The sequence below is a fragment of the Kitasatospora sp. NPDC048662 genome, assembly GCF_055587065.1.
Genome location: NZ_JBVJHA010000020.1, coordinates 1 through 16,759, shown reverse-complemented (window position 1 = coordinate 16,759; position 16,759 = coordinate 1). Strand labels below are relative to the sequence as shown.

At 72.8% G+C, this 16,759-nt stretch carries 12 protein-coding genes; 2 read left to right on the top strand and 10 right to left on the bottom strand.

The annotated features are described in order from the left end of the window. Positions 1–8 precede the first annotated feature (8 nt). Positions 9–3,446: a condensation domain-containing protein gene (locus ACZ6R9_RS32370; RefSeq protein ID WP_465542243.1), complete on the top strand. Its 3,438-nt coding sequence runs from the start codon at positions 9–11 to the stop codon at positions 3,444–3,446. Further along, a complete protein-coding gene (locus tag ACZ6R9_RS32365; RefSeq protein ID WP_380479033.1) occupies positions 3,443–4,174 on the top strand; it encodes a sulfotransferase-like domain-containing protein in 732 nt (243 codons plus the stop codon). The genes ACZ6R9_RS32370 and ACZ6R9_RS32365 overlap by 4 nt, the downstream gene beginning before the upstream one ends. Before the next feature lie 12 nt (positions 4,175–4,186). Here ACZ6R9_RS32365 and ACZ6R9_RS32360 read toward each other — a convergent pair whose 3' ends face one another. From ACZ6R9_RS32360 to ACZ6R9_RS32315, 10 genes are all read right to left on the bottom strand, one after another. Continuing rightward, on the bottom strand, positions 4,187–5,728 hold the full coding sequence (locus ACZ6R9_RS32360; RefSeq protein ID WP_380479035.1) for an amino acid adenylation domain-containing protein: 1,542 nt from the start codon (positions 5,726–5,728) through the stop codon (positions 4,187–4,189). Then, positions 5,725–9,276, bottom strand: coding sequence for a condensation domain-containing protein (locus tag ACZ6R9_RS32355; RefSeq protein ID WP_465542241.1), 3,552 nt, complete (start codon positions 9,274–9,276; stop codon positions 5,725–5,727). The genes ACZ6R9_RS32360 and ACZ6R9_RS32355 overlap by 4 nt, the downstream gene beginning before the upstream one ends. A 50-nt stretch (positions 9,277–9,326) precedes the next feature. After that, positions 9,327–10,598: an MFS transporter gene (locus ACZ6R9_RS32350; protein WP_380479039.1), complete on the bottom strand. Its 1,272-nt coding sequence runs from the start codon at positions 10,596–10,598 to the stop codon at positions 9,327–9,329. A 51-nt stretch (positions 10,599–10,649) separates the two neighbouring features. Then, positions 10,650–11,759 carry a winged helix DNA-binding domain-containing protein gene (locus tag ACZ6R9_RS32345; protein WP_380479040.1) on the bottom strand — a complete coding sequence of 370 codons (1,110 nt, stop codon included), beginning with the start codon at positions 11,757–11,759 and terminating at the stop codon, positions 10,650–10,652. A gap of 84 nt (positions 11,760–11,843) precedes the next feature. Then, the gene (locus tag ACZ6R9_RS32340) at positions 11,844–12,965 is read right to left on the bottom strand and encodes a zinc-binding dehydrogenase (protein WP_380479042.1); all 1,122 of its coding nucleotides are present in this window, start codon (positions 12,963–12,965) and stop codon (positions 11,844–11,846) included. Positions 12,966–12,976: 11 nt separating this feature from the next. Next, positions 12,977–13,774, bottom strand: coding sequence for a phytanoyl-CoA dioxygenase family protein (locus ACZ6R9_RS32335; protein ID WP_465542238.1), 798 nt, complete (start codon positions 13,772–13,774; stop codon positions 12,977–12,979). Between the two features lie 58 nt (positions 13,775–13,832). Continuing rightward, the gene (locus tag ACZ6R9_RS32330) at positions 13,833–14,585 is read right to left on the bottom strand and encodes a 2OG-Fe(II)-dependent halogenase WelO5 family protein (protein WP_465542236.1); all 753 of its coding nucleotides are present in this window, start codon (positions 14,583–14,585) and stop codon (positions 13,833–13,835) included. Between the two features lie 286 nt (positions 14,586–14,871). After that, positions 14,872–15,534 carry a 4'-phosphopantetheinyl transferase family protein gene (locus ACZ6R9_RS32325; protein ID WP_465542234.1) on the bottom strand — a complete coding sequence of 221 codons (663 nt, stop codon included), beginning with the start codon at positions 15,532–15,534 and terminating at the stop codon, positions 14,872–14,874. After that, a complete protein-coding gene (locus tag ACZ6R9_RS32320; protein WP_465542232.1) occupies positions 15,531–16,460 on the bottom strand; it encodes a metallophosphoesterase family protein in 930 nt (309 codons plus the stop codon). The genes ACZ6R9_RS32325 and ACZ6R9_RS32320 overlap by 4 nt, the downstream gene beginning before the upstream one ends. A gap of 103 nt (positions 16,461–16,563) precedes the next feature. Further along, positions 16,564–16,759 (bottom strand): elongation factor 1-alpha C-terminal domain-related protein (locus tag ACZ6R9_RS32315; protein WP_465542230.1); only part of this gene is annotated, 196 nt, incomplete at its 5' end.

Sequence of the window (16,759 nt, the reverse complement as noted above, 5' to 3'; positions counted from 1 at the left end):
GTGTGCCGTTGGCTCCGATTCAACAGCACTTCCTGAATTCCGGGGCGTTCGGCGGATCGCAGAGCGAATGCGCCGCACTGCGGATCCGCGGGCCGATCCTCCGGCCCGTTCTGGAGCACGCGGTGGCGGCGCTGGTCGAGCGGCACGAAATTCTTCGCAGCACCATTTCCACGGAGAGCGGCGAGGCGTTCCTGCACGTGCACGACGCCCCCGCGCACCCCCCGGTGACGTGGCTGGAGCTCACCGGCCGGCCCGGCCCCGAGCAGGCGGCAGCGGCGGCGGCCCGGGAGTTCGCGGAGGCCGAGACCGATCCGTCGACCGGCCCGCTGCTGCGCGTCCTGGCGGTCCGGCTGGCCGGGGACGACCACGTGCTGGTGCTCGCCGTGCACCATTTGGTCGCCGACGCCACCTCCGTCCGCGTCATGGTGGACGAGCTGAGCCGCGACTACGCCGCACAGCTGGCCGGGCAGCCCGGGCCGGTGGCCCCTCCGGCGCTCCAGTACCCGGACTTCGCCCGCTGGGAGCGCGAGGTGCTGCTGCCGGTCGCGGAACGCACCGACGGGCCGTTCTGGCAGAACGCGCTGGCCGGTGTGCCGGCCGCGCTGGACCTGCGGACGGACCGGCCGCGGCCGCCGGTCAAGGGCCTGGCGGGCCGCCGGACGGAGTTCCGGTTCGACCCCGCGCTGGGCCCTCGGCTGCTCGCCTTCGCCCGCGCGCACCGCGCCACGCCCTACACGGCGGCGCTGGCCGCCTTCACCGCGCTGGTCCACCGCTCCACCGGCGCCGCCGACTTCGTCCTGGGTGTGCTGGCCGCCAACCGCACCGCACCGGGCGTGGAGCGACTGGTCGGCCAGTTCTCCAACACCGTGCCGCTGCGCCTGGACCTCACCGGGGAGCCGGACTTCGCCGACCTGACCGCACGCTGCGGCCGGGTGGTGGCGGGCGCGGTCGAGCACAGCCGGCTGGCCTTCGGCCGGATCCTCGAACTGACCCGGCCCGAGCGCGATCCCAGCCGCACTCCCCTGATCCAGCACCTGTTCGTCCCCCGGCTCGACGCGATCGGGACCACCCGCTTCGCCGGGCTGCCGGTCACCGAGTGGGAGGTGGAGCGCGGTCGCGGCCGCTTCGACACCATCGTCGAGTTCGCCGCCACCGACACGGAGGCCACGGCCTGGGTGGAGTACGACAGCGCGCTCTACACCGAGCAGGGCATCGCCGACCTGATGGCCGACTTCGAGCAGCTGCTCACCGACTGGTTGGCCGACCCCGCCCGGCCGCTCACCGGGCTCGCCCTGGCCGACCGGGCCGCCGCCGAGCCCCCGGCCGTCATCGGGGCCGATCCCGAACCGGTGCTGTCCGCCGCGGAGTTCGGCCGCCTCGCCCGCGAGAGCGGGCCGGGGGACCTGGTGGTGGACGGCCCGGTCCCCGCCGCCGACCTGGCCCGGCTCCGCGAGCGGCCCGGCCGGCGCGCGCTGCGACTGATCCGCCCGGACGGCGCCGGCGCCCTGCTGGTGGCCGACTTCACCGGGCTGCCCGAGCGCTGGCCGACCCTCCGGGTGGCCGGCCCCGGCCGGCTGCTCCCGGCGGCGGGGCTCTCCCCGCGCACCCCCGCACCGCTGCACCTGGTCCGCGACGGGCACGCCGTGCCGACCGGACTGACCGGCCGCCTCGCGCCGTCCGGGGAGATCGAGCTGACCGGCGGCGTGGAGTTCCTCAGCGGATCGCCCCAGCCCTCCCCCGCCGCCGGCGGCGCCGGGGACGCCCTGCTCGCCCTGGTCTGCGAGCTGTGGACGGAGACCATGGACGTCCCCGCGGTGGGCCCCGACGACGACTTCTTCGTCCTCGGCGGGCACTCGATGCTCGCCGCCCGCCTGGTCGAGAACCTGCGCGACAGCCTCGGCCGGGAGATGACCGTCCGGATGCTGTTCGAGAACCCCACCCCCGGTCTGCTCACCGAGGAGCTGCGCCGCCGCAACCCGGAACTGGACGAACTGCTGCGCCTGGTCGGCGAGCTCGACCCCGGGGAACAGTCCGACTTCGCGGAACAATCCGACCCCGGGGAGCAGCCCGACGGCCCGGCCGCCGAGCGGGAGCCGACCGAGCAGCTGGTGCCGCTGCTGTCCGGGCAGCGCCAGCTGTGGCTGGCCGAGCAGCTGAACCCGGGCCGGCTGACCCACACCATCCCGGTGCTGCTGCGGATCGACGGCCCGCTGGACGGCGGGGCGCTGCGCGCCGCGGTGGCCGACGTGGTCGCCCGGCAGCCCGGGCTGCGCGGGGTGTTCGTGGAGGTGGACGGCGTGCCGATGCAGCGCATCGTCCCGTTCACCGGGTTCGAGGTGCCGCTGACCGATCTGGCGGCGCTGCCCGCCGGGGAGCGGCGCGAGCGCGGCCGGGCGCTGGAGGAGGAGACCGCGTACGGCGGCTTCGACATCGCCACCGGCCCGCTGCTGCGGGCCCGGCTGGTCAGGTTCGGCGAGCGGGAGCACGTGCTGCACCTGCTGTTCCACCACCTGGTCACCGACGAGGTGTCGATGACGCTGTTCATGCGCGAGCTGTCCGAGTACTACCTGGAGCGGACCGGTGCGCGGCCGGCCCGGCTGCCCGAGCTCGGCCTCGGCTTCGCCGAACTCGCGGCGGCCGAGCAGGAGTTGCTGTCCGGCCGGGAGGGCGAGCGGCTGCGCCGGTTCTGGTCCGCCACGCTGGCCGGCGCGCCCCGGCTGGAGCTGCCCACCGACCGGGCGCGCCCGGAGCGGCCCGCGTACCAGGGCGAGTTCCTGGGCCGGCCCGCTCCCCGGGAGCTCGCCGACGCGGTGATCGCCCTGGCCGCGGAGCGCCGGACGACGGCGTACACGGTCTTCCTCACCGCCGTGGTGGCGCTGCTGCACCGGTTGAGCGGCCAGTCGGACTTCGTGGTCGGCGTGCCGACCGAGAACCGGTCCCGGCGCGGCAGCGAGCACCTGATGGGCTGTTTCCTCAACGTGCTGCCGGTCCGGGTGGACTGCTCGGGCGATCCGACCGCCGCCGAGCTGCTCGACCGGGTCGGGGCGCGCCTGCTGGAGTGCTACGACCACCAGCGGCTGCCGTTCTCCGAGATCCTGGAGGCGGTCCGGCCGGACCGGCAGAGCGACCGGCACCCGGTCTACCAGGTGACCTGCGAGCTCCAGCTGGCCGGCTGGATGCCGGTGGAGCTGCCGGGCTGCGAGGTCCGCTACGAGCTCCTCTCGCACGGCACCGCCCGCTACGACCTGTCGTTCCACGGCATGGTCCGCGAGAGCGACCTGATGACGATGCTCGAGATCGACACCGCCCTGTGGAAGCCGGAGACCGGCCTGCGGTGGATCGACGAGCTGACCGCCCTGCTGGCACGGCTCACCGCCGCGCCCGATTCCCGGCTGTCCGAACTGGCCGGCCGGCCGTCCCCGACCGACGACGGGAGTTCCCGGTGACCGAGCACAACGGCCCACGTCTGATCGCACTGTGGAGTGCGCCGCGCTGCCGATCGACCGCGTTCATGCGGATGATGGCCGAGCGGGGCGACTTCCTGGTGGTGCACGAGCCGTTCTCCCACGTGGCCGACTTCGGCGCGGCCGAGGTGGCCGGGCGGCGGGTGGGCAGCGAGGCCGAGCTGATCGCTCTGCTGCGCGAACTGTCCCTGGAGCAGCCGGTGTTCTTCAAGGACACCACGGACTTCCGCTACCCGGGGCTGCTCGCCGACCAGGCCTTCCTGGCCGAGGTGTCGCACTCCTTCATTCTCCGCCACCCGCGCGAGGCGATCGCCTCGCACTTCGCGCTCAACCCGGAGCTGAGCCGGGACGAGATCGGTTTCGCCCTGCTCGCCGAGATCTTCGACGCGGCCGTGGCCGCCGGCCGGCAGCCGGTGGTGGTGGACTCCGACGACCTGCTGGCCCTGCCGGAGCGGACCGTCGAGGAGTACTGCGCCCGGGTCGGCATCCCGTTCCTGGAGCAGGCGCTGTCCTGGCGGCCGGGGATGCGCGAGGAGTGGCGGCGCACCGAGCGCTGGCACCGCTCGGCCAGTGAGACCAGTGGCTTCCAGCGGGTGGCCGCCGCGTACTCCAGTACGCCGGAGAACCACCCGCTGCTGGCCGACTACCTCGACTTCCATCTGCCGTACTACGAGCGGCTGATGGCGCACCGGATGACCGTCACGCCCTGATCTGCCGCACCGTCACACCCTGATCTGCCGCTCCGCCATCAGCTGCAGGCCCCGGCGGTCGAGCTTGCCGCTCGGCAGCTGGGGCAGGGTGTCGACGACGCGGACCGTCTCGGGCACCAGGTGCCCGGGCAGTCGGCCGCGCAGGTCCTCGCGCACCGCGTCGGGGTCCAGATCCCCGGTCCTGGCGAGCACGAAGGCCACCAGGATCCGGTCGATGCCCTCCTCGCCGGCCACCGTGGCGCCGCAGGCGGCCACCTCCGGGTGGTCGCTGACCGCGGCCTCCACCTCGGCCAGTTCCACCCGGAAGCCGCGGATCTTGACCTGGTCGTCGGCCCGCCCGAGGAAGTCCAGTGCGCCGTCCGGGCGGCGGCGGGCCAGGTCCCCGGTGCGGTACATCCGGCCGCCGTCGCCGTCGGGTGCCGGCAGGAAGCGTTCCGCGGTCAGCGCGGGCCGCCCCCAGTAGCCGTAGCTCACCTGGTCGCCGGCCACGTACAGTTCGCCGACCTGGCCGACGGGCACCTCGCGGGTGTTCTCGTCCAGCACGAACACCCGGTTGCCGGGGATGGCCGTGCCGATCGGCGGAAGGGCGAGCCAGCGGGCGGGGTCCTGCTCCAGCGGGTGCCAGGTGACGGCGTGGGTCTCGACCGGCCCGTAGTGGTTGCTGATCCGGCACTGCGGCATCCGGGCCATCAGTTCACGCAGGGCGCGGGTGACCTGGAGCTGCTCGCCGCCGGGGATGAGTTCGCGCAGGGCGGCGGACTCGGCGTCCACCGCGTCGGCGACCATCACCAGCGCCTGGAGGCCGACGTACGGCAGGAAGATCCGCTCGACCCGGGTGCGGATCAGCAGCTCCCAGGTGAGCAGCGGGTTGCGCCGGGTGTCGTCGTCCACGCAGACCAGGGTGCCGGCGGTGGCGAAGGTGGAGAAGATCTCCTGCAGCGCGACGTCGAAGGAGATCGCGCCGTACTGCAGGGTGCGGCTGCCGGGGCCGACCTGCGAGGTCGCCGCCTGCCAGCGGACCAGCCCGGCGATCGAGGAGTGCGGCATCAGCACGGCCTTGGGGCCGCCGGTGGAGCCGGAGGTGTAGAGCAGGTAGCAGCCGTCGGCGGGGTCGGGCTCGGGCAGCGCCGGGGCGGCCGGGTCGAGCGGGGCGGCGAGCGCCTCGCTCAGCAGGCAGGCCCGGCGGCCGTCACCGGTGAACTCCCCCACCGTGTGCTCCTGGCCGACCACCACCTCGGCTCCGCTGTCCTCGAGCATCATCAGCAGCCGGGCGCGCGGGTAGGTGATGTCCAGCGGCAGCACCACCGCGCCGGCCCGCAGGACGCCGACCAGCCCGACCAGCAGGCCCGCCGAGCGCTCGGCGGCGAGTGCCACCGTGTCCCCGGTGCGCACCCCCAGGGCCAGCAGCCGCCGCGCCACCTGCTCGGTGGCCTGCCAGAACTCCCGGTAGGTCAGGACCTGTTCGCCGTCCAGCACCGCGGGGACGGCCGGGTGTGCGGCCGCCGCTTCAGCCATCAGGCCGACCACCGTGCCGGCTCCGCTCGGCTTGCTCACCACTGCTGTCCCCTCCCCTGCTCGGCGGCCCGCTGCGGGGCCCGGTCGAACTGCGCCACCACTGCGGCCAGCCCGGGGTTGCGCATGACGCTGTAGTGGTCGCCCTCGACCCGGCCGACCGTCAGGTCCGGCAGGTGCCGGTGCCAGCTGTCCACCGTCTCGGGCGAACGCGTGGCCTTGATCAGGTGGACGGCTCCCGGGTAGGGGGTGGCCGGCCGGTACTCGGCGAGGTTGAGGATGTGCGAGCGGTACACCGCGTACTGCCGCATCAGCTCTTCCAGGTCCAGTACCTCGGGCGCCTCGGCGCCTAGCTGCTCCAGCAGGTCGGCGAAGATCCGGCGCGGGCTGAGCCCCGCCGTCGCCACCGGCGGCAGGTCCAGGTCGAAGTCGGCCCGCAGGCCCTCCAGGAAGCCGGCCAGGATGCGCTCCTCGGCGTCCGGCGCGTTGACGTCCACCTCGAAGAGGAAGGAGTCGACCATCGTCACCGGGGTCAGCGGGCCGCCGCGTTCGGCGTGGATCCGGGCCATTTCGAGCGCCACCACGCCGCCGAAGGACCAGCCGGCCAGCACGAAGGGCGCCTCGGCGACCTCCGCGGGCAGCTGGTCGAGGTAGCGCTCGGCCAGCGCGGTCAGGGTCGCCCCGGGGTGCCGGCCCTCGAAGGCGTAGACGGTGCGGCTCGGCAGTGCGGCGGCCAGCGGCCCGTAGCAGAACACCCCGCCACCGGCCGGGTGCACGGCCACCACGGGAACCGGCGAGGTGCCGGACTGCATCCGCACCAGGTTGGCGTCGCCCGCGTCACCGCCGGCCGAGACGGTCTCCACCCGGGCGGCCAGGTCGGCCACCGTGCGGTAGCGGAAGAGCACGCTCACCGGCAGGTCGACCCGGGTGGCCCGGCGGATCCTGGTCATCAGCTGGATCGCGAGCAGCGAGTGGCCGCCGAGCAGGAAGAAGTTGTCGTGCACGCCGACCTCGTCGACGCCCAGCACCGCGCACCAGATCTCGGCCAGCAGACGTTCCAGCTCGGTGCGCGGCGCGACCCGCTCGGTCCCGCGCTGCTCGCCCGGGTCGATCGCGCCGAGCGCCGCCAGGTCGGCCGCGCCGCGCGCGGTCAGCGGCAGTTCGGGGAGCAGCGCGTAGCGGTGCGGTACCAGGACGCCGGGCAGGACGCGCTGGGCGTGGGCCCGTACGGCGTCGCGCAGCTTCCCGTGGTCGGCCCACTCGCCGCCGGTGGCCGCGCCGTCGGCGGGGGTCAGGTAGGCGGTGATCAGGGTGGTGCCGTGCGCGTCGGGGGCGGCGACGATCCGGGCGTCGCCGATCGCCCGGTGGGCGACCAGGGTCTCCTCGATCTCGCCGCGCACCACCCGGACCTGTCGGACGTGCAGTTGGTCGCGGGCGGTGCCGAGGATCTCCAGTGCGCCGTCCTCGCGGAACCTGCCGAGTTCCTCGGTGGGCTGCCCGTCGCCCTGGTCGGCCTCGTCGCCCGCGTGGATGCGGCCGGGCGCGCCGACCGGGACCAGCCGTCCGGCCTCGTCGCGGATCCGGACGGCCAGCCCGGGCAGGACGGTGCCGGCCACCTGGTGGCCGGGCGGGACGTCGCCGTGGCAGCGCCGGACGGCCAGGTCGCCGATTCCGGTGGCGCGGTGGACGGTCCACAGCTCCGCCTCGGGGAGGGCGCGCAGGCAGCGGCGCTCCAGGTCGAGGCCGAGCGGTTCGTCGCCGACGATGATCCGGCGGGGCTTCGGGGAGCTCTCCCCGCGCTCCACGGCCCGGACCACCCGGGCAAGCAGCGCCGGGGCGATGCAGAGCGTGTCGATGTCCCCTTCGGCGAGGGTGCGCAGGACGCGGTCCGCGAGGTCCTCCTCCGGGCCGGCCAGGACCGGCCGGGCGCCGCTGTCCAGTGCCCAGCGCAGTTCGTCGGGCGCGACGGCGCCGGCCCGGGCGGCGAACAGCACGTTCGCGCCGGGCGGCAGGTCGAAGGTGCGCCGGCGGCGGTCGGCGGCGCGGGCCGTGGTGGGGTCGGTGGCGTTCCAGCCGGGGCACAGCTGCTCGGCCGGGCCGGTGCGGTCGCCGACCTTGACGTCGGGCCACTGTCCGGCGGCGGGCAGCGGCTGCCCGGGGGTCGCCGATCCGCCGATCCGGCCGAGTTCGGCCAGGTCGTCCGGCCCGAACAGGTCGAGTGCGGCGAGCGGGGTGTCGGGGGCCTCGACCGCCGCGGCGAGCAGCCGCTCCAGCAGGTCGGCCATCCGGGCCACGGCCGCCGCCGGGAAGAGGTCCCGGTTGTACAGCCAGGTGCCGCCCATCTCGTTCTCGCCGACGAAGACGTTGAATTCCAGGTCGAACCGGACGATTCCGGTGTCGAACGGCACCAGGTCGGCGTCCAGGTGCGGCAGCCGCACCCGTTCGTCCGAGGCGGTCTGGAAGTTGAACAGCACCTGGAAGATCGGGGTGACGGTGGGGTTGCGGTCGGGCTGGAGTTCCACCACCAGCTTCTCGAACGGCATGTCCTGGTGGGCGAACGCGCCGAGCGCGACGTCCCGCGTCCTGGCCACCGCCTCGCGCAGTCCCGGTGTGCCGCGCAGGTCGGTGCGCATCACCAGGGTGTTGACGAAGAAGCCGATCATTCCCTGCAGCGCGCCGTGGGTCTGCCCGGCGGCCGGGACGCCGACCACGATGTCGTCCTGTCCGCTGAAGCGCTGCAGCAGGGCCGAGAAGCAGGACAGCACCACGGCGAACGGGGTGCTGCGTTCCTGTGCGGCGAGGGCGAGGATCTTCTCCCGCAGGCCCTGCCGGAAGCGGAACTCGTGGACCCCGCCGTTGGCCCGGTGGTGCACCGGGCGGGCCGCGTCCAGCGGCAGTTGGAGCAGGCCGGGCGCGCCCTCCAGCCGCTCCCGCCAGTAGGCGTTGAGTGCCTCCACGCGGTCGCCGGAGAGCCTGGCCCGCTGCCAGAGCGCGAAGTCGATGTACTGCTGCTCGACCTCCGGCAGCCCGGCCTCGGCGCCGCCGCGGACCTGCTCGTAGAGGGCGTCCAGCTCCCGGAAGAGGGTGATGATCGACCATCCGTCACAGACGATGTGATGGACGGTCAGGGCTATCAGGTGTTCCTGCGGGCCGACGGTGACGACCAGGACCCGCAGCAGCGGCCCCTCCGCCAGGTCGAAGGGCTGCCGGACCGAATCCCGGACCAGCTGGTCGGCGGCGGCCGCCGGATCCTCGGCCGCGCTGACGTCCCTGGTCTCGACCGTGGGCCGGAACGGCGGCCGGACCCGTTGGACCGGCGCGCCGTCCCGGCTGCTGAAGACCGTGCGCAGCACCTCGTGGCGGCGGATCACCTCGGCCAGCGCCCGGCCCAGTGCCTCCGGGTCGGGCGCGGTCGGGGTGCGCAGCACGATGGGGACGTTGTACGCGCTGCTGCCCGGGACCAGCCGGTCGAGGATCCAGAGCCGTCGCTGGGCGAAGGAGACCGGACCGGTGCGGTGTTCGGGGCTCCGGCCGGGATCGGCCAGTCGTGCGGCGAGCAGTCGGCGCTTCTCGGCAATGCTGTCGGTCAATCCCGGCTCCTGCACGGCAGCCCTTTCTGTGGTCCGGTGGTGTCAGGTGGTCAGACGGCTACCCGCAGCCTTTCGGGCACCTCGTCGGTGAGCTCGTGGACCGAGCCGAGCACGATCCAGATGGTGGCGGTCCAGGCCAGCGCGGTCGCCACGTAGAAGGTGGAGACGGTGCTGAGCGCTGCGGCGATGGCGGCTCCGGCCAGCGGGCCGAGCGCGTTGGCGCCCCAGACGAAGGGCAGTGCGACGCCACCGACCCGGCCCATCGCCTGGGGCGGGGTGGCCTTCTGGATGAGCGTCATGATCCCGACGTTGCCGATCGGCGTGGTGAACGCGGCGATGCACTGCGAGAGCGCCACCACGGCGAAGGCGACCGGCTTGGTGCTGTGCTGGGCGAGCGGCAGGACGAGGAACGCCACGCCGAGCCCGAGGTGGGTGTAGATCAGTACCTTGCCGACCCCGACCTTGGCGGTGATCCGGCGCGACAGGAGCGCGCCGGCGACCACGGCGACGCCGCCGGCGGCCAGGGCCAGACCGACCTGCCCGGCGCTGAAGCCCAGGTCGTTGTAGGCGTACGCGATGACCATGGCCAGCGTCATGGACACCGCGGTGTTGCCGAAGGTGGCCATCAGGGTGAGGTTGCGCAGCAGCCGGTTGCCGAAGGTCAGCTGGACGCCGCCGCGCAGGTCGGCGAGGGTGGCGGCCAGCCCGCGCTGGGCCGGCGCGGGGGCCGGTTCCTCGTGGCGGATCAGCAGCAGCGCCAGGCTGGAGACGAGGTAGGAGAAGGCGTCGGCGGTGACCGCCTTGGCCGCGCCGATCAGGCCGACCAGGCCGCCGCCGGCGGAGCGGCCGAACACGATCGCCAGCGAGCGGCTGAGCTGGGTCTTGGCGTTCGCGTCCATCAGGTCCTCCCGCTGCAGCAGCTGCGGCAGGTAGGCCTGGTAGGCGAGTTGGTACACCACGTCGAAGACGCCCTTGACCACGGCGGCGACGTACAGCTGGGCCAGGGTCAGGTGGCCGAGCACGGCGAGCAGCGGCAGCGAGCCGAGGACGACGAAGCGGCCGATGTTCGCCACGTGCATCAGTGGCTTGCGGCGCATCCGGTCGGTGAACACGCCCATCAGCGGGGCGAGCAGAACGAAGGGTATCCACTGCAGCGCCATCAGCAGGCCCACGCCGAGCGTCCCCTCGTCGAAGACGAGGACGGCCATCGAGGGCAGCGCGATGACGCTGATCTCGCTGCCGAGCAGGCTCACTGTCTCGCCCGACCACACTAAGGCGAAATCGCGGTTCCTGAACAGGACGGACTTGGTCTTGGTCTCCATGGTGTGCTGCGCCCTTTCGTGAGTGTGCCGACCGACCGGAGGCGGGCGGCGTCAGGACAGGTGGATGTCGAGGCGGCTCAGGCCGCTGGCCCGGGCGACGTTCGCCGCTTCCGCCTCGAGTTCTTTCTGCGCCGGCCGTGCGACGCCGGGGAACAGCGTCACGTCGATCCGACGGTCGGTCAATTCCCAGACTCCGGTGATCCGCCCGCCGACGACCAGGATCGGTGCGATCCATCCGGCGGCCTTGCTGACCTTGGCCCGGTGCTCGGCCGGGAGGAGTTCGACGGACTTGGTGCCGGGGCCGAGCACGTACTGGTCGAAGGCGCCGAGCAGCCGCACCGAACGGCTCGGTTCGGTCCGCGCGAGTTCCTCGGCGTGCTCGGTGAGGACGTACGCCGCCCGGCCCTCGACGTCGACCTGGGTCAGCCGGTCGCCGAGCTGGTCGAACCAGCGGCGCAGCGCGGTCTTGCGCAGGCTGTTGCGGGACAGCCAGGCGTCGAAGAGCTCGGGGGTGGACGGCCCGTACGCGCCCAGGTAGGCGGTGATCGCCCGGGGGCCGGCCTCGTCGGGGTGGGGCAGGCCGCGCCAGCCGGGGAAGCCGTCGGGGCGGGTGAAGGTCACCTTGTTGCTCTGCCCGAGGCCGTAGCAGAGCGCGCCCTGCCAGGCCAGCGGCTTGAGCAGCGCGCCCCAGCCGGACTTGAGCTGCTTCTCCATGCCGGCGAACCGGCGGTCCTTCAGCAGTTCGACGGCCAGTTCCTCGCGGGTGAGTGACTCGCCGTCGAGCACCTTGGACACGCTCTCGACCAGGGCCGCGATCTGCTCCGGGGTGGCTCCGAACTCGCGCTGCCAGGCGGGCTTCTCCCAGGTCCGGGCGGAGGCGATCAGCGACAGGTAGTCCCCGGCCTCGGCGGGCTCCAGCAGGTGCAGGGTGCCGCGCATCGCCCAGGTCTTCATGAGCCGTCGCTCGGCGAGGGCCTCGGCCACCGCGCCGGGGTCGTCGGTGCGCCGCCGCAGTGCGACCGCCAGTTCGGCGGACGAGCCGACCTGGGCCTGGACGCCGCACAGCCGGCTGACGACCTGTACGGCGTCCGCGCCCTGGGGCGGGTCGACGTACTGCCGGCGCAACCGCCAGGCCAGCGCCTGGTCCCAACTGATCTTCACGCACGCTCCCTGTGCACACCCGGCCGGACCGCCGGGCAGATCAGCGAAATGCCCTGCCCGGCAAGCAAGTTGACATGCGCCACCCTAGCCCAGCAGGACTGCCTTCAAGACCGCGCCGCGGGCCACGGCAGCCGTCGCCGCCGCGTGCTCGGCGAGCGGGAAGGGCGTCACCAGACTGCCCAGGTCGAAGCGCCCGACCAGTGCCGGCAGTAGCCGTACGTATTCGACCAGATGCGCTCCGCCGAAGGCCCAGGAGCCGACCACGTCGAGCTGCCGGTAGACGATCTGGTGCGGGTTGATCAGCGTGTCGCCGCTGTCGGTGTACTGACCGACGATCAGGTACGAGCCACCGCGCCGGCACAGCCGCAGACCCTGGTCCACCGCCTCGGGGACGCCGGTGCACTCGATCACCAGATCGGCCCCGCGTCCGCCGGTCAGTTCCAGGACCTGCGCCAGCGCCGCGGACCGGTCCTCGGCCTCCACCAGATTGACGTGGTGGTCGCCGATCCCGGCCTTGGCGGCCCGCTCCAGCCGCTCGGCGGGGCCGCCGACCAGGATCACCTTCGCCGCACCGGACAGCTGCGCCAGGGCCGCGGCGGCCAGGCCGACCGGCCCGCTGCCCTGGACCACGACCACCTCGCCGAGCCGTACCGGCCGGCGCTCGTACAGCGCGTGCACCATGGTCGGTCCGGCGCAGGCCAGCGACATCGCGGCCAGCGGGTCCACGCCCTCCGGCACCTTCACCACGGTGGTGCGCGGGCGCAGCACGATCCGCTCGGCCCAGGAGCCGGAGAGCGCCGGTTCCTCGGTGACCGGCCGGTTGACCCCGTAGGTCCGCCGGTTCTCGCACAGGGTCGGCTCGCGGTGGGTCCGGCAGGGCGGACACTCCCCGCAGGCGATCGAGGAGGCCCACATCACCTGGTCGCCGACGGCCAGCTGTTCGCCGTTGGCGTCCGGTCCGGCTCCCTCGCCGAGCTCCTCCACGGTGCCGAGGCCCTCGTGCCCGAGCACCAGCGGGGTCGGGATGGGCAGATGGCCCTGCTGCAGGTGCAGATCGGTGCCACAGATCCCGCCGTAGCGACTGGCCACGACCATCCCCTGGGGCGGCGCGGGCGGTACGGGGAACTCCCGCAGCACCAGCGGCTCGCCGAACCGCTCCAGCACGACGGCCTTGCCGGTCCTCGCCTCGGTGGCACGATCGGTCACCTGGTCACTCCTCACGTCGTGGGAACCAACGGTTCGTCGGTGGCCTGCAGCGGCCGGTTGTCACGGCAGATCAGGTAGTCCGGCCGGGGCTCGGCGACCGGCCGGGGCTCGTTGCCCACCTGGTTGTAGGTCGCGATCAGCAGCTTGCGCGGCAGCGGGGACATGTTCGGTGCGGACCCGTGCACGATCTGCGGGTCGAAGAAGATCACCGTGCCGGCCGGGCCCTTGGGGCTTTCCATCCCGCGTTCCTCGACCAGTTCGGCGAGCTGGGCGGGGGTCAGGCTGATGTCGTCGGGGTCGAGGTGCTGGATCGACTTGGTGGCGTGCCGGCGGCCGTCCCCGACCAGGCCGCCCTGATGGGAGCCGGGGACGAAGATCACCGGGCCGTTGAACTCGGTGACCTCGTCCAGGTAGATGCCGACGTTCACCAGCCTGGGGGCGGGCAGGTTGTCCGCCAGCTTCCAGGCCAGGAAGTCCTGGTGCCAGGCCCACAGGTCGCCGGTGAACGGGCCCTTGGCGTTGACCTTGAGCTGGAACAGGTAGACCTGTTCGCCGAGCAGCTGCTTGACCGGTCCGAGCAGCCGTGGCGTGCGGACCAGGGCGGCGAACTCGGACTGCCGCACGTGCGAGCTGTAGATCGCGCGGACCGCGTCGCCCTTGTCCTCCATGATGCGCTGTTCGCCCGGGACCTGGCAGTCCCGCAGGAAGGCCTCCCGAAGGGCGGCCACCTCCTGCTCGTCGAAGACCGACTCCACCGTCAGATATCCGCGGTCCCGGTAGTTGTGGACCTGTTCCTCGCTGAGGCGCATGGCATCCCCCTGGATGTCGAGAATCGGATGTTCGGCCGCCGGCCGCACCCAGCCCCGTTCAGGACCAGAGCGCGAGCGGGCCGCGCCCCGTGACGCCGAGGAAGAAGGACAGGCTGACCCGCCGCCCCTCCCCGTCCACCGGCAGCACCGCGTGGAAGTTCCGTGAGTCGAAGAGGATCGCGTCGCCCGTCTCCGGTGCGACCGTCACCGACGGCAGGCCCTCGACCGACGCGTCGACGTACCCGTAGCCGTCCCGGTACTGCTCGTCGGAGGGCTGCCAGCGGTGCCGGTGCACCACCGTCTCGCCGCCCGAACTCGGCATCGAGAGGTACCAGTTGAAGGTCAGGAAGCTGGCCGGCGGGGCATCCATCGCGCCCGGGAATTCGCGGACGATCTCATCGAAGTGGATCTTCGCGCCCTTGGTGATCTCCCGGATCATGCCGGAGAACATCGGCCGCCCGCCGGACGTCGCCGGGATCAGCTCGCCGCCCCAGGCCCGCTGGAGCCGCTCCACCGCCACGTCCATCGGGTCACCGCCGCGCAGCAGGGTCGACCGGGTCGCCCGGGACTGCTCGGCGTGCTCCCAGTAGGTCTTGTCCAGGCCGTACGCGCTGTAGAAGTCGTAGGCGGCCGGGCCCAGCTTGGCGATCCGCGGGTAGATCAGCGCCTCGTCGTACGCGCCCAGCTCGCACGTCTCCAGACTCGCCATCACGTCGGCGCAGTCCTGCAATGGTGCGAAGTTTCTGATCCGGACCGCGCCGAGAACACCCGCCGCGAGCCTCAGAATATGGTCGGCAGTAAGCTCGTCCACCGTTTCCACATCGAAAAGCGTATAGATTGGCGAGCCATTTGTACTGACATCCCGAAGCTCGGGTGAAGTGAGAATTCCGTCCGACACCGGTCCCCTCCTCCTGCGGTGGAACGACGTACCACACAAGCAGATTAGCCGCAGAGACGGTCCTTTTATAGTCGGCCCGATGCAATCGCGTCAAGGCTTTCCGAAGTGCTCCCGAGTCCCGACCATGATCAACACCGCTCCTTGATCAAAATGCCGGGGAGGGCACTCACCGACATTTCCCCGGGGAAATCCCGACTCTTCAACCGGTATTCACCACGACCGCGGTCGCCACAATTCCGTCGCGCACCGACCATCGCCCGTGAAGGGTTCCGGACAAGCCCGGCGCGCTGCGCAGCAGCCTGGCCTCGAAGGATCCGTCGGCGCTCCCCGGAGCCGCCGGGCTCAGCCTCAGCTCGGCCTCCAGGAAGTCCAGCTCCAGCCCGGTCAGCGGGTACCAGGCCTTGAAGACGCTCTCCTTCGCACTGAACACCAGCCGGTCCAGGTGGACGCCGCCGCTGCCCTGCGGCCCGTCCGGCAGCCGCAGCTCGGCCGGCCGCAGGACGACCTCGCGCACGCCCGGCGGCAGCGGCAGATTCGGCTCGGCGTCGATGCCCAGCGACCGGATGCGGCCCGCCCGGGCCACCGCCGCCGCCCGAAAGCCCTCGCAGTGCGTCAGACTGCCCACCACTCCCGCGGGCCACTGGGGCGCACCCCGTTGCCCGGGCAGGACCGGGACCGGAGGCAGCCCCAGCCCCGCCAGCGCCCGCCGGGCGCAGCCACGCACCGTGGTGAACTCCGCCCGGCGCTTGGGCCCCGCCTGTACCAGCAGGGCCTCCTCCGCCGGGAACAGCGGCTCGCTGGGCGAACCGTCCTCCCGCCGCACCACGCACCGGACCTCGTCCGGCAGCAGCCCGGCTATCACGCGTCCGTCCCGCGCCGGAGCAACTCCCGTCGGACGCCCGGCCGCTCGCCGGCGTCCGGCGCGGGCAGCACCTGCCGCAGCAGCCCCAGCGGATGCCCGCGGCGGCCCCACTCCCGGGGGTAGCCGATCGACACCTCCTCGAACCGCACGCCGTCGTACCAGGTGGTCCGCGGTATGTGCAGGTGCCCGTAGACCACCGCCGCCACGTGGAAACGGCGGTGCCAGTCGGCGGTCAGCTCGGTACCGCACCACTGGGTGAACTCCTGATAGCGCATCAGCTCGGTCGGCTGCCGCACCAGCGGCCAGTGCGAGACCAGCACCAAGGGCACCTCCGGATCGTGCGCGGCGAGCCGCCGCTCGGTGAGCGCCACCCGCTGCCGGCACCACTCCTCGATCGATCCGTACGGGTCCGGCCGCAGCAGGTACTCGTCGGTGCACACCACGCCCGCCTCCCGGGCCCGGGCCAGCGACTCCTGTTTGCTCGCCGTCCCCGGCATCCGGAACGAGTAGTCGTACAGCGCGAACACCGGGGCGACCGCGTACGGCCCGTCCGGCCCCTGGAAGTGCGGGAAGGGATCCTCCGGGGTGGCCACCCCGAGTTCCCGGCAGACCGCCACCAGATGCTCGTAGCGGTCCCGCCCGCCCAACTGCACGGGGTCCTTCGCGGTGCTCCACAGCTCGTGGTTGCCGGGTGTCCACACCACCCGCGCGAACCGGCCCGCGAGCAGCCGCAGCGCCCACTCGACGTCCCGTACCTGCTCGGCCACGTCGCCCGCGACGATCAGCCAGTCCCGCTCGGACGTCGGCCGGAGCGACTCGACCAGTGGCCGGTTGTCGGCGATCCCGACGTGCAGATCGCTCACGGCCAGCAGCCGGCCCGGCTCACTGGAGCCGGGCGGTGGAGCGTAGTTGTGCGCTTGACTCATGGACCGGACTTCCGATCTGCCGTCTGACACTGCCCCGCTCCCACCGTGCGGAGTGTGCTCGAATCTACCGTCTCGGAGCGTTCGTGGGAGTGGATCAGCATCATTAGGCCCGAAGATCGGTTCCCGCCATGCCGGCGGTGAGGGTGGTGCCGTCGGCCGGGTCGATCAGGATGAACGAGCCGGTGCGGCGGTTGTCGGCGTAGTTGTCGAGGGCGAGTGGTTCGGCGGTGCGCAGGGTCACGTGGCCGATGTCGTTGACGTTCAGGCCTTCGGTGGCGGGCCGTTGTTGGAGGGTGTCG

What these genes read in the sequence shown, in the direction of transcription:
- ACZ6R9_RS32335 (WP_465542238.1), bottom strand. Translation starts at nt 13,774, where the DNA reads ATGCGCCTCAGCGAGGAACAGGTCCACAACTACCGGGACCGCGGATAT.
- ACZ6R9_RS32350 (WP_380479039.1), bottom strand. Translation starts at nt 10,598, where the DNA reads ATGGAGACCAAGACCAAGTCCGTCCTGTTCAGGAACCGCGATTTCGCC.
- ACZ6R9_RS32320 (WP_465542232.1), bottom strand. Translation starts at nt 16,460, where the DNA reads ATGAGTCAAGCGCACAACTACGCTCCACCGCCCGGCTCCAGTGAGCCG.